The organism is Jeotgalicoccus huakuii (assembly GCF_036665975.1).
Lineage (GTDB): Bacteria > Bacillota > Bacilli > Staphylococcales > Salinicoccaceae > Jeotgalicoccus > Jeotgalicoccus marinus.
Window position 1 is genome coordinate 1 of the sequence record NZ_JAVIYN010000027.1, and the last position, 13,016, is coordinate 13,016.

The window sequence follows — 13,016 nt, forward strand, 5'->3', positions numbered from 1 at the left end:
AAATACATATAAATATATGGATGCGATGAGCCGCATTGAGACCTTCCGAGGTCTCTTTTTTTGTATTATAATGAATAATAAATCCTTTAAGGAGATCTTTGATGTATACTTTTGAACTTAATGCTTTATCTGATACTGAACGTTTCGCAAAAGCATTTTCTGAGGAGATAGATCCTGGAACTGTTATATTGTTAAGTGGTGATTTAGGAAGTGGAAAAACAACCTTTACCCAATTTTTAGGAAAAGCCCTAGGTGTTAAGCGACATATGACATCGCCCACATTTAACATTATTAAATCATATAATGGGAAGTATAAAATTCATCACATGGATTGTTATCGTTTAGAAGATAGTGATGAGGATTTAGGTTTTGATGAATACTTTAATGACAATGATATTGCCATAGTTGAGTGGCCACAATTTATTGAAGAATATCTACCGAATGAGTATATATCACTAGAGCTATCATATGGAAATGATAATAGAAGAAACTTAGTCATGAATGCGACGGGTGATAATAATATTAGAATAGCAGGTGAAGTTCATGATCAGTTTATTGATTGATACATCAAATCAGGCCTTATCTGTAGCACTTAACCGTGATGGTAAACTCGTTGCGGAAATCAATACGAATTTTAAAAAAACACATTCTGAAACTCTATTAGAAAATATCAATAAACTCTTAAATATTGGAGATATTAAGAAGCAAGATATAGACCGTGTGATTGTTGCAAGGGGACCAGGTTCTTATACAGGTATAAGAATTGCAGCTACTGTTGCTAAGATGCTAGCAAAAGGCTTAAATATCCCACTGTACTCTGTATCTTCGCTCTTTGTACTTGCAGCATCAGAAAGAATTGAGGGTCCTGTAACAGCCCTTATAGACGCTAGACGTGAAAGTGTCTTTACTGCAACATATGACTTTAAAAACAGTGAAGTTAAGATTGTTAACGAACCAGAATATAAAACATTCATAGATGATAAGGCATCAACTTATTTTTTAAATGGTGATGAGAAGCGATCAATTCATATAAGCGAATTTGTCGACGTTGGACCTAGAATTGCATGTGTAGAACAATATAATAATATGTTAAGGGAAGAAGATGTTGATGCGTTTACCCCTGATTATTTACGTATCTCGGAGGCGGAAAGAAATTGGCAGGACAACCAGCAATAAGAAAAATGCAGCTTGAAGATTTAAATACTGTAATTAAGATAGAAGAAGAAGCATTTAAAGATACGACTTGGACAATTGAGGCATATACGAGGGAACTAGTTATGAATCAATTTGCACACTATTTTATCCTAGAAATAGATGATGAAATTGTGGGTTATACTGGTATCTGGTTGGTCATTGATCAGTGTCAAATTACGACAGTTGCTATCAAAAAATCGATGCGTGGTAAGGGCTATAGCCATCTTTTAATGGAACATATCAAGGAATTTGTTAGAGGTCAGGCAGATACGATTTCCTTGGAAGTTAGAGTAGACAATACACCCGCTTTAACGCTGTATGAAAAAAGTGGTTTTAACTATGGTGGCGTACGTAAAAATTATTATGGAGAAGGGCTTGATGCACACGTGATGTGGGTGAATATTGATGAGTAAAGATGTGAAGATACTAGCAATTGAAACAAGCTGTGATGAAACTGCTGCGAGTGTCATTTTAAATGGTAATGAAATACTATCTAATGTTGTCGTCAGTCAAATAGAGAGTCATAAGAGATTTGGAGGCGTTGTGCCTGAAGTTGCTTCAAGACATCACGTTGAGTCCATTACTAAGGTAATAGAGCTTGCAATGGATGAAGCAGAACTAGAACCAAGTGACCTAGATGCTGTGGCTGTAACAGAAGGTCCGGGTTTAATTGGTGCCTTATTAATCGGTATTAATGCTGCGAAAACTTATGCCTTCGTTCATGACCTCCCATTAATCCCAGTTCATCACATTGCTGGTCATATTTACGCAAGTCAGCTCGAACAACCACTACAGTTTCCACTCGTCTCATTGGTAATTTCAGGTGGCCATACAGAGCTTGTTTATATGAAAGATCATTTTTCTTTTGAAATCATCGGGGAAACTAGAGACGATGCAGTGGGGGAAGCTTTCGATAAGGTCGCCAGAGTGATTGATTTACCGTATCCAGGCGGACCACATATCGATAAACTTGCTCAAACTGGGGAAGACACCTTTGATTTCCCCAGAGGTTTAATGAAGGAAGATACTTACGATTTTAGTTTTTCAGGTTTGAAGTCGGCTGTCATAAACAAACTTCATAATTATCGACAAAAAGGTTTAGAAGTCAATAAAAATGATGTAGCGGCAAGCTTTCAAAAAAGTGTCGTGGATGTTTTAACAGATAAGACCTTCAAAAGCTTAAAAGCGTATAAGGTAAAAAATCTAGTCATTGCAGGTGGGGTAGCTGGAAATAGTGAGATTCGTCAGCGTTTTTCTGAACTGAGTGAGGAGAATGGTATAGCTTTACACATTCCTGCCCTAAAATTTTGTACGGACAATGCTGCAATGATTGGTGCTGCAGCTTATCATTTATATACAAAAGACCACAGAGCAGACCTTACCCTAAACGGTAGAAGTTTTATAGATATAGAGGCTTATGAATTTACGACCTAGAAATTTAGTGTAAATTTTGTTATAATGAGTATAAATAATTTTAAGGAGTGACAGAAATGGGAATCCCACGTATTTGGACAACAATTTTGAATCAATAATTAAATAATTCAAAAGTCTTGTCCAAACTATATTACATGGGAGTAGTATGCCTATTTTTAACACATTTTATAGTACGGTAAAGACAGCTTAAAGCTGTCTTTTTTTATGACCTAAATATAGTTTGCAAGCTCATAAGGAGTGCAAATTATAATGAATACTTTAACAATAAGATTAAAAGATATATCAGTTAGTTTTGGCAATAAGGATATCTTTGATATCGATGATTTATCAGCCTATATTAATGATCGAATTGCAATTGTTGGTAAAAACGGTACAGGAAAATCAACTTTGCTAAAACTACTTGCAGGTGAATTAGAAGAATATACTGGGGAAGTTCAAAGAGAAAACGACTTTAACTATTTTAAACAAATTGAAGACACTAATTATCAAAGTGATAATGATATGGACTTTGAGATGCTAAGCCGCTTAAATGTTCCAGAGAATGAGGGTATGAGCGGAGGAGAACAAACTAAATTTAGAATTGTTAAAGCCCTTTCGACATATCAATTAGGACTATTACTAGATGAACCGACAACACATCTGGATAGTGAAAGCATAGACTATCTTTTAGATGAATTGAGATACTATTACGGTACTTTAATATTTGTAAGCCATGATCGATATTTTATAAATCAGTTGGCAACAAAAGTTTGGGAAATCTCAGATGGTACGATAAGAGAATTCAATGGGAATTATGATGATTATTTAGAGACAAAAGAAAAAAAAGCACTAGAGCAAGCTCACGAACATGAAAAAACGGTTAAGGAAAAAGCAAGGCTCGAAGCTGCGATCGACAAAAAAGCTCAGAAGGCAGAGAAATTGGCTGGAAAAGCTAAAGGAAATGATATTAAACCGGATCGACTATCAAGTTCCAAACAAAAAGATACTGTACAAAAACAAGCTTTTAAGGCAGTTAAAGCCATGGAGAGCAGGTTGAGTCAGTTAAAAGAAACATCATCGCGGATGGAGAGTAAAGACATTCAATTCCCTCTTTCAAAAGACTTAGAAATGCATAACAAATTTCCGATTATGGGAAGAGATGTATCTATTTCTAGGGGAGATCGATTACTTCTAGATCAGGTTAATTTTCAATTTCCACTAGGAGCAACCATAGCAATAACTGGAAGCAATGGTTCTGGGAAATCGAGTTTCCTAAATGAGTTAATACATGACGAGGAAGGGTTTGAGCTATCTCCTAAAATAAAATTTGGATTTTACAAACAGATGGATTATAAATTACAGGGCAATACCTCTGTCTTAGACTTCCTACTAGCCAAATCTACACTCACTGCAGATAAAATTAGAGCGATATTAATTAATTTAGGTTTTACTATCGATGAAACAATAAAACCAGTGAACAAGCTAAGTGGAGGAGAAGCTACAAAAGTGTCCTTAGCACTCATGTTTGTCGAACCTTCCAATGTGATTATTATGGATGAACCAACGAACTTTATCGATATTAAAACGATTGAGGCATTGGAGAAATTCATTAAGGGCTATAAAGGTACAATTATTTTGACCTCACATGATAAATATTTTGTTAACAGAATCGCTGATTATGTTTATAAAATTGAAAATCAAAACTTAGTAGAAGTTCGCTAAAACGGGTATGTAGTAATGTAAAATTATTTAAGGAGTGAGTCGAAGATTAAAAATGTCCAGTACTTTAACTTTGCGGATGCGTTAGGTGCTTTAAAATTTTATGAAGAAAATTTCGGGGCAACAGAAGTTGAAACAGCTTTAGCGTCTGATCCAATGTTTAAAGAAAACTTAGATCAAATGGGAATGACTGAAGAAGAGGCTGAAACATTTGTGATGAATGCATCATTTAAGATTTTAGACCAGCCCTTTATGGTAAGTTCAACTTGGGGGCAAAAGGAAATCGACAACTCAGGTGCCATCAACGTTTTTACCTTCGATTCAAGTAACGAAGCGGAAGTACAGACAATTACAGACTTTTACAACAAAGCAGTCGAAGCAGGTTTTGAAGTAACAATGGAACTCGGTCCGACTGAATGGTCGTCACATTTTGGTGGGGTCAAAGATCCATATGGTGTTGAGTGGATGTTTAACGGAGAATAGAAATGTATATAAGCATGTTCTTTTAAAGAGCATGCTTTTTTCTTTTTCATTTATGACTTTACGAACACATATTCAGTTCATAATACGTTTGGCCGGCCTATAGACTGTTCTATAGAGAACATACGTTTTGTCCACAAAGTGTGCATAAGTTGTGGGTAAAACTGTCGTATTTGTGTATTAATCTGTGCATAACTATGTTGAAAACATAATTTTTTGTGGATAAAATCAATGAATTGTTGATAATATAGCATTATGATTGTGGAAAACTCATCTTCCATTTTGTGTATATTGAAATCGAACATACGGTTAAATCCTCTTAACAATATGTATGAATATGGGGAGAGTAGGAGCGAGTTGGAACTCGAAAAGAAATCGAAGGGCAGCAATCCAGATAGCCGGAACTCGAAAAAAACGACTACCACTCTTCATAAAATAGGTGGTAGTCGTTCATTCAAAAATCTAAAGCTCAGCTAATTTTTCTTCTGCTTCTTCCCATTCTTCCATACTCTTCTCAATACGAGCATTGATTTCAAGGAGCCGTTCATTTAATTCTTGGGCTTTTTCATAGTCATTAAAAACTTCGGGAGCGACAAGTTTGTCTTCAATTGCAGTGAGCTCGCTTTCTAATTCTTGTATTTCCTTTTCAAGTTCTTGACTCTTTCGCTTAATTTTCTTAAGATCATTTCTTCTTTGTTTTTGAGCTTGGTAGTCAACACCTGTATCTGCTTTTGGTGCGTCGACCACACCTTGATTAGTAAATTCCAATTCTTTTTTCTTATGTGTGAAATAACTATAGTCGCCGTCTACCAACAGTACTTTATCCACTTCTATTTCTAATACTTTACTGGCAATCTTATCGATAAAGTAACGGTCATGTGAAACGAATATAATCGTACCTTCAAAATTCGCTAAGGCACTTTCCAACACTTCTTTACTGTCTATGTCTAGGTGGTTCGTTGGTTCATCTAGAATCAGTAAATTGTTTTCTTCAAGCATCAGTTTAGCGAGCTGTATTCTCGCTTTTTCTCCACCACTTAGGTCATTGACTTGTTTTTTTACCTCATCTTGAGTAAAGAGGAAGCGGCCGAGTATCTTTCTAACATCGCTTTCCTTCATATGCGGATATGCACTCCACAGTTCTTCTAAGACGGTGTTTACAGATGTAAATTCAGCCTGTTTTTGATCATAGTATCCAATTGAAACATTTGTCCCATATTGAATTTCACCTTTTAATTTAGGGATTAATTTTGCAATCGTCTTAGCCAGTGTAGATTTACCAATACCATTGGGGCCAAGAATACCCAGTCTTTCGCCTTTATCAACATTAAAACTGAGTTGATCTCTTAAGACGTGGTCCTTGTAGCCAATCGCAACATCTTTTAGACGGAGTACATCATTACCGCTTTCCTTTTTAATCGTAAACTGGAAGTCCGCACTCGAACGGTCGATGTATGGTCTATCCATCTTGTCCATCATCTCAAGTTTCTTTCTTCTATCTTTTGCCATACCTGAAGTAGAGGCGCGGGCAATATTTTTATCGATAAAGGTTTCTAAACGCTTAATTTCACCCTGTTCTCTTTCGTACTGTTTCATTTGTAACCTGTAGTTCTTCTCTTTTTCTTTAACATAGTTAGTGTAATTTGTATGGTAAAGCGTGCCACGCTGTAATTCGACTTCAAAAATCTTATCCACTGTTTTGTCTAAGAAGTAGCGGTCGTGAGAAATAATGACGATAGCCCCAGAATAAGTTTTAATATATTGTTCTAGCCATTCGACTGTAGACATGTCTAAGTGGTTAGTTGGTTCGTCTAACAGTAGGAGGTCAGGTTGATTCAAAAGCATCTTACCTAGAGCTAAACGTGTTTTTTGACCACCTGAAAACTCAGCGACTTTCCTGTTTAAATCAGCCTCTGTAAAATTTAAACCTATTAAAACAGCTTTAATTTGAGCATCAATTGTATAGCCGTCCAGTCGCTCGAATTCTAGCTGAATACTTTCATAGCGCTTCAATTGCTCATCATAGTCAGCTTCTGAATTATCATGTTCACTCAACCATGTTGCAATATGCTCCATATCTTTTTGCATTTTTAATATGTGAGCAAATGGCTTTTGCATTTCATTATAAACACTTTCATCTGACTCCAAAGTCATCTGTTGTGATAAATAACCCATGTTTACATGTTTTGGCATACTCAATGTGCCTGTATCATAGGTTAATTCGCCGGCCATAACTTTCATCAAGGTACTTTTACCTGCACCATTTTTACCAACGATACCCAAAGTTTCACCAGATTTTATTTCTAAATCTATATGTTCAAAAATAGTATTTGTACCATATGCCTTAGAGACATTTCCTAATTGTAAAAGAATCATATTAAATACCTCGTTTCCTATTTAATTTTACATGAAAAATGGACAAAATTCGACTAGATATAGCGGTGTCAGCAGATATAGATTATGTTATAATGTGGAGAATAGACATACAGAGGTGAAAGGAATGGCGAACAAGAAGAAAATTCCTAATGCAACTATGAAAAGACTACCTCTCTATTACCGTTATTTTAAGCAAGAAGAACATAATGGTAATGACAGAGTATCATCGAGAGAAATTAGTGAAGCCCTAGATATTGATTCGGCAACCATCCGCCGTGATTTTTCCTACTTTGGAGAATTGGGTAGAAAAGGATACGGCTATAATATCGGAAGTCTTTTAAAATTCTTCATGGAACATATTCAAGGCAACGATGTAAAAAATGTAATTTTAGCTGGGGCAGGGAATCTTGGTAGTGCACTGTTGAACTACAAATTTGCCAACATTCATGATAAAATGAACGTAGTTGGTGCTTTTGACAGTAATGAATCACTTGTAGGTAAAACTATAAATGATATTGAGATTTTTCATGTCAATGATATGGAGCAAATAATCAACCAAGAAAATGTTGAAGTCGCAATTATGACTGTACCTATGGAAGCGGGACAAGAAACAGCGGAACGACTTGAAGCGGCTGGTATAAAAGGAATTTTAAACTTTACACCGATTCGATTGAACGTTAGTCCTGACGTCACAGTACATAGTATTGATCTTGGTGTTGAACTCCAGGCATTATTTTTCCAAATGAAGATTAAATAGGAGGGGTATAATATGATAGATGTTCTTTTACCAAATACATTAATGGCTGTAACTCCAGTTAGCTTGATTGTTATCGCAGTGGTTGCATTAATTATTTTTGGACCGAAAAAGTTACCACAATTTGGACGTGCAGTAGGGTCTACTTTAAAAGAGTTTAAAGATGCAACTAAAGGGCTTGCTGAAGATGACGAAGAAGATGACAAAGTCAAAAAAGACGATAGCGCAGTAAGCAAAAAAGAAGAACCAAAGAAAATTGAATCAGAAGCTTAAACTAGGGGTGGCGAAAGCCGCCTCTTTTTAAAGAGGTGAAAGCTAAATTGGTAGATGAAGAAAGAGATTTTACAGAGCATTTTGATGAATTGAGAAAACGTATATTGATTGCAATGTACTTCTTTGTTGCCGCTCTATTTATAGGTTTTTTCTTATCTAAACCTTTAATAAATCAAATGCAAAATGCACCCTGGACAGAAAATATTCAAATGCATGCATTTCAGGTTACGGATCCATTAAAAATATACTTAGTTGTTATCATTATTATTGCATTCATAATTATCTTACCAGTAATCTTGTACCAACTCTGGGCATTTATTGCACCGGGATTGTATGAGAAAGAACGAAAAGTGACCTTGCTATACATTCCAATAGCCATGGTGTTGATGTTAATCGGTATGGCTTTTTCATACTTTATAGTTGTACCATATATTATTCAATTTACATTTGAACTATCCCTTGAAATGGGTATAGAAACGACTATAGGAATTAGTGAATATTTTGGTTTTCTATTTAGAACCGTACTACCATTTGGCGTTATTTTCCAACTGCCAGTCGTAGTACTATTCTTAACCCAACTTGGTATCATTACACCAATGTTCTTAAAACAAAATAGGAAGTATGCATACTTCATTATGTTTGTACTGGCTGCTTTAATTGCACCGCCAGACTTTATGACGCATTTATTATTAACAGTACCGATGATTATCCTCTACGAAATTAGCATATATGTATCTAAAGTCGGTTACCGAAGATATTTAAAAGCAGAACAACAACTCTTAGAAGATGAATTAAAATAAAACGGGAGGCGAGTGAACAGATATGCCAAAAAAGCTAGAAGAATTGACACGTACAGAAACGGATCAGCTGATTAAAACGGCGAGTGAATCGAAGTGGCAGTCCGTATATCATGTTCAGCCACCGTTTGGTTTTTTAGGTGCCCCGACTGGTTTTAATTATATAAACGGTATCTACCATTTATTTTATGAGTGGTCACCTGATAGTCGTCTTGTAGAAACACCAGACTACAAATACATATATCATGTGACTTCTAAGGACTTAGTTCATTTTCACAATGAAGGTGTCAAAGTTAGACCAGGTAGTTTATATGATGAACATAGTATTCACGGTGGTAGTTTATCGAAAATATTTAATGAAGTATCGTACTTTTACACTGGGGAACGCGTGAAAAATGATACGACACTTGTCACTCAGCTTGGTGGCTATATGAATACGGATGGCAAGATTCAGAAGTATCCAGCGCCCTTATTAAGAAATTCTCCAGCAATGACAAAAGAATTCTTTAGAAATCCTTATTTAACGGTCATCGACCGGGAAGTCGTTATGTTTATAGGCACCATGAATGATGAAGAATTCGGGCGAGTAGCAGTATACAGAGGACCTTCAGTTGAGGACTTAAAGTTCGATGGTATATTAGATACTGGCTACAAGGCCTTCGGTTATTTGTGGGAAAGTCCGGAATTCTTTGATCTAGACATGGATTCAGTCTTTATCTTTAATGCTAGAGGCTTAGATAAGTTTGGACATCATTTTTGGAATATCTATCAGTCAGGCTATATGATTGGAGATTTTCAAAGAGAAGGCAATTATTTTATACATGATGAGTTCTATGAATTCGATAGAGGTTTCGATTTTTACCGGCCTGTAACAACGCTTGATGAGGATGGAAATAGAGTGTTAATAGCTTGGATGGGTGCAGAAGAGAGTAGCTATCCGTCTAGAGAAGATGAAACAACAGGTGCGTTGACGATTCCAAGAATATTAGAAGTTGAGAATGATCGATTGATACAAATACCACACCCAGCACTTGAAAAGTTACGGGGTGAAGCTATTACTGCTGAAGGCTACTTCAGAGAATATCCAGCAAAATTGACGGATTTCTACGGGGAGGTCTATGAGTTAATCGTCGATATTTTAGAAAATAACGCTTCGATATTACATATCTATTTACGAAAAAATTCACGTCATGAAACAAAATTAACATACGATAGTACAGAAGGCGTTCTGACCCTAGATCGTACATTTTCTGGAGAAACGATTGAGAATGTTGATGGAACCACGAGAAGTGTTGAACTAGAAGAACCTTTAGATAGTTTAAGAATCTTTATGGATCACTCTTCAATCGAAGTATTCGTGAACGATGGAAAATACACGATGACATCTAGAATATTTCCAAGTCATGATGCTAAAGGTGTGGAATTTGTTACAGAGTACGGAGACTGTCATGTCCAGCTCATGCAGTATTCATTAACTAGCCGAACATAATGAAATAGAAAGAAAAATAAGATAATTACAGATAATAGCATATATTTATGTAACATTTATTTCGTTAGAGTGCTATAATTACACCATAATATTGAAAAATTAAAAGAAAAAGTCTGCTAAATGAGGTGTATACAAATGTTTTCTGTACTTAGCCAAATTAACAAACGCTTAGAATATATGACGCCAGTAGAACAAAGAATTGCGGATTTTATGCTGACCAACCCTAACAAGGTTATCAATATGCCTGTAAAAGAAATTGCGAAAAGTTCGGACACAAGTGATGCCGCCATAGTTAGGTTTGCTAAAAGAATTGGTCTTCGGGGTATCAAAGAATTAAAAGTTGAACTTGCTAAAGAATTGCATACCTTAGATAAGGAAAAAATTTCACGAGTGATTGAACTAGAAGATGATAATCATGCTGAAATTTTTGATAAGGTATTTAAAAATACCATTCAAGCCCTATACAATACAGAAAAAATTGTCAGCCGTAAAAAGATGATTGAAACTGCTGAACATATTTCAAAAGCGACAAATACATTCATTTTTGGTGTGGGTGATTCAGCAAACGTTGGCCACGATATCGAACAAAAATTACATAGAGTGAATATCAATGCCTTTTTTACTGCAGACAAATACCTTTGTATGACACGCTTAACAAATGCTAAAAAAGATGATGTCCTTTTTGTGATTACTTTATCAGGTAAGACACAGGAAGTAATTGAAATTGTTAAATTAGCTAAAAAGCTAGGTGTCTTTACAATTATACTGACGCAAAATCATTCATCAGTTGCTAAGAGAAATTCAGATTTAGCAATCGAAATTACTGAAGAAGAAACGAATATTCAATACATGAATATGACGAGTAGAATCGCTCAATTGGTGATATGTGATGTGTTATTCTTCTATGTCTGTAAAGCGCTAGGAACCTCGGCATATCAGACTATAATCAACACATATGATGTTACACATTAAGAAAATTACATTATAATACGCAGATATTAAGGTTCTGTAACATATTCTAAATTTTATAGTATTTCTGTATTCATTCCCTTATAATTTTATGTGACATATTTAAGTTGAAAAAGTTATAAAGCATAGTCAAAGTATATGGAGGGATGAGAAATGCAAACTCGTAAAATTAAAAAAATGAAATTGGCCTCTGCATTAGTGCTGACGACAATATTAATCCCTAACATTGCTTTTGCTGATGAGGAAATAGATGAAAATACAGATCCTGTTGAAAGTGGTTTGGATGAATCAGTAGAACAAGAAACTGAAGAACCAGTTGAAGAGACTCAAGAAGAAGAAGTCGAAACGCCACAGACTCAAACTTTTAATAACGAAGAAGTAGAAAGTAATGCTAGTGAGACTGATAGTGAAGGATCAGAGGATGTAGAAACAAATGGTCAGCCAGAACAAACAGAAGAAGAAATGACTGATGATTCAGGTTCAGGTGAAACGGAAAATGACACAACTAATGATTCTGGCGCAGAAGAAACAGAAAATGATGCACCAATACTAGAACCAGCTGATCCTAACGATGATGGTGAAGGAAATGATACCACACCACCAGTTGATGATAGTGAAGACGGTACAGAAGTACCAATTGAGACCCCATCTGAAGAAGACACTAACATTGATGAAGGATCGAATGGAAATTTTGAAGAAGATTCAAATCAAGAACAACAAGGTTCAGAAGAGAATCAAGGTGAAGCGGACGTTAGCTCACCCGGTAACCAGACAGATGAAGGTACAGAAACTGATTTACCAGAGTACACAGAAAACAATGATTTAGGTGAAGGTCAGGAACCAAATCAGAACAATAATCAAGAGAGTAATTCATCAACTTACCCAGAAGAAGAAAACGCTGGTAATGCTTCTGAAGAAGCAGTAGATACTGAAAACAGTGATAATGAATCAGAAATGGAAAGACCAAATGAAGCGGCTGAAGTAGAAGAAAGTTCATCAGAACAGTCAGCAGTATCAAAACCGAAAAAACTGTATCGTTATGATTATGGTGATATCTTACGAGGGATAACATTAGAAAGTGAAACGATTGAAAAAGATATTTCGACATTAGATAAACGAGTGTCACGAGTGATGTCATCAAAAATCATTGAAGAAAAAGATTTAACTGAAGCAGACAAATTAGAAATTGAAGAGAAGATTAAAGCCGAAGAAGTTACAGCTGAAAGTGAAAGAGAAGAGCTACCAAACACAGGAGAATCAAGTAATTCTAACTTCGTTATCGTAGGAATCCTATCACTTTTAGGCGCAGGCTTAGTGCTCTCATCAAAACTACTTAAAACAAATAGTTAAATATCACGGCATGCCTTCTAGATAATAGGAGGCATGTTTTTTATTTGGTTAGGTAGAAAATATCTGATGTAACGAGTTAGGTGCGCTTCGAAATAAAAACGAAGCTGAAGTAATGAGTTAGATTCGCTTCGAAGTAAAAACGAAGCTGAGGTAATGGGCTAGGTACGCTTCGAAAAATAAACGAAGCTGAAGTAATGAGCAA

General features: G+C 35.6%; 13 protein-coding genes. 12 read left to right on the plus strand and 1 reads right to left on the minus strand.

Features of this window, described 5'->3' with window-relative positions; translation table 11 throughout:
- The first annotated feature begins 101 nt into the window (after positions 1-101).
- The 6 genes from tsaE (at position 102) to V6E76_RS11250 (ending at position 4,809) form a co-directional block, all read left to right on the plus strand.
- Entirely contained in the window at positions 102-563 is a 462-nt protein-coding gene (tsaE, locus tag V6E76_RS11225; protein ID WP_247352978.1) for a tRNA (adenosine(37)-N6)-threonylcarbamoyltransferase complex ATPase subunit type 1 TsaE, read from the plus strand.
- Entirely contained in the window at positions 544-1,176 is a 633-nt protein-coding gene (gene tsaB, locus V6E76_RS11230) for a tRNA (adenosine(37)-N6)-threonylcarbamoyltransferase complex dimerization subunit type 1 TsaB (protein WP_247352980.1), read from the plus strand. Before tsaE ends, tsaB begins: the two co-directional genes overlap by 20 nt.
- A 5-nt stretch (positions 1,177-1,181) precedes the next feature.
- Positions 1,182-1,607, plus strand: a complete 426-nt coding sequence (rimI, locus tag V6E76_RS11235) for a ribosomal protein S18-alanine N-acetyltransferase (protein ID WP_051220556.1) — start codon at positions 1,182-1,184, stop codon at positions 1,605-1,607.
- Positions 1,600-2,628: a tRNA (adenosine(37)-N6)-threonylcarbamoyltransferase complex transferase subunit TsaD gene (gene tsaD / locus V6E76_RS11240; protein ID WP_026867293.1), complete on the plus strand. Its 1,029-nt coding sequence runs from the start codon at positions 1,600-1,602 to the stop codon at positions 2,626-2,628. The genes rimI and tsaD overlap by 8 nt, the downstream gene beginning before the upstream one ends.
- Before the next feature lie 249 nt (positions 2,629-2,877).
- Entirely contained in the window at positions 2,878-4,329 is a 1,452-nt protein-coding gene (abc-f, locus tag V6E76_RS11245; protein ID WP_247352982.1) for a ribosomal protection-like ABC-F family protein, read from the plus strand.
- Positions 4,330-4,374: 45 nt separating this feature from the next.
- Positions 4,375-4,809: a VOC family protein gene (locus tag V6E76_RS11250; RefSeq protein ID WP_198687989.1), complete on the plus strand. Its 435-nt coding sequence runs from the start codon at positions 4,375-4,377 to the stop codon at positions 4,807-4,809.
- Positions 4,810-5,268: 459 nt separating this feature from the next.
- On the opposite strand, the gene V6E76_RS11255 is transcribed toward V6E76_RS11250, so the two are convergent.
- On the minus strand, positions 5,269-7,182 hold the full coding sequence (locus V6E76_RS11255; protein WP_166627099.1) for an ABC-F family ATP-binding cassette domain-containing protein: 1,914 nt from the start codon (positions 7,180-7,182) through the stop codon (positions 5,269-5,271).
- A 124-nt stretch (positions 7,183-7,306) separates the two neighbouring features.
- Between V6E76_RS11255 and V6E76_RS11260 the strand changes: the two genes are divergently transcribed.
- From V6E76_RS11260 to V6E76_RS11285, 6 genes are all read left to right on the plus strand, one after another.
- Complete coding sequence (locus tag V6E76_RS11260; protein WP_166627098.1) at positions 7,307-7,939, plus strand: redox-sensing transcriptional repressor Rex; 633 nt, start codon at positions 7,307-7,309, stop codon at positions 7,937-7,939.
- A 42-nt stretch (positions 7,940-7,981) separates the two neighbouring features.
- Positions 7,982-8,209, plus strand: a complete 228-nt coding sequence (locus V6E76_RS11265; protein ID WP_166627103.1) for a twin-arginine translocase TatA/TatE family subunit — start codon at positions 7,982-7,984, stop codon at positions 8,207-8,209.
- A 35-nt stretch (positions 8,210-8,244) separates the two neighbouring features.
- Positions 8,245-9,009, plus strand: a complete 765-nt coding sequence (tatC, locus tag V6E76_RS11270) for a twin-arginine translocase subunit TatC (RefSeq protein ID WP_499797814.1) — start codon at positions 8,245-8,247, stop codon at positions 9,007-9,009.
- Positions 9,010-9,031: 22 nt separating this feature from the next.
- Positions 9,032-10,495 carry a GH32 C-terminal domain-containing protein gene (locus V6E76_RS11275; protein WP_247352992.1) on the plus strand — a complete coding sequence of 488 codons (1,464 nt, stop codon included), beginning with the start codon at positions 9,032-9,034 and terminating at the stop codon, positions 10,493-10,495.
- Positions 10,496-10,630: 135 nt separating this feature from the next.
- Complete coding sequence (locus V6E76_RS11280; RefSeq protein ID WP_247352993.1) at positions 10,631-11,467, plus strand: MurR/RpiR family transcriptional regulator; 837 nt, start codon at positions 10,631-10,633, stop codon at positions 11,465-11,467.
- A 150-nt stretch (positions 11,468-11,617) separates the two neighbouring features.
- A complete protein-coding gene (locus tag V6E76_RS11285; RefSeq protein ID WP_247352996.1) occupies positions 11,618-12,814 on the plus strand; it encodes an LPXTG cell wall anchor domain-containing protein in 1,197 nt (398 codons plus the stop codon).
- Positions 12,815-13,016: the final 202 nt, after the last annotated feature.

Excerpts from the sequence above, each read along its gene's own strand:
- tsaE (WP_247352978.1), top strand. The coding sequence starts at position 102 with ATGTATACTTTTGAACTTAATGCTTTATCTGATACTGAACGTTTCGCA.
- tsaB (WP_247352980.1), top strand. The coding sequence starts at position 544 with ATGATCAGTTTATTGATTGATACATCAAATCAGGCCTTATCTGTAGCA.
- rimI (WP_051220556.1), top strand. The coding sequence starts at position 1,182 with ATGCAGCTTGAAGATTTAAATACTGTAATTAAGATAGAAGAAGAAGCA.
- tsaD (WP_026867293.1), top strand. The coding sequence starts at position 1,600 with ATGAGTAAAGATGTGAAGATACTAGCAATTGAAACAAGCTGTGATGAA.
- abc-f (WP_247352982.1), top strand. The coding sequence starts at position 2,878 with ATGAATACTTTAACAATAAGATTAAAAGATATATCAGTTAGTTTTGGC.
- V6E76_RS11255 (WP_166627099.1), bottom strand. The coding sequence starts at position 7,182 with ATGATTCTTTTACAATTAGGAAATGTCTCTAAGGCATATGGTACAAAT.
- V6E76_RS11260 (WP_166627098.1), top strand. The coding sequence starts at position 7,307 with ATGGCGAACAAGAAGAAAATTCCTAATGCAACTATGAAAAGACTACCT.
- V6E76_RS11265 (WP_166627103.1), top strand. The coding sequence starts at position 7,982 with ATGGCTGTAACTCCAGTTAGCTTGATTGTTATCGCAGTGGTTGCATTA.
- V6E76_RS11275 (WP_247352992.1), top strand. The coding sequence starts at position 9,032 with ATGCCAAAAAAGCTAGAAGAATTGACACGTACAGAAACGGATCAGCTG.
- V6E76_RS11280 (WP_247352993.1), top strand. The coding sequence starts at position 10,631 with ATGTTTTCTGTACTTAGCCAAATTAACAAACGCTTAGAATATATGACG.
- V6E76_RS11285 (WP_247352996.1), top strand. The coding sequence starts at position 11,618 with ATGCAAACTCGTAAAATTAAAAAAATGAAATTGGCCTCTGCATTAGTG.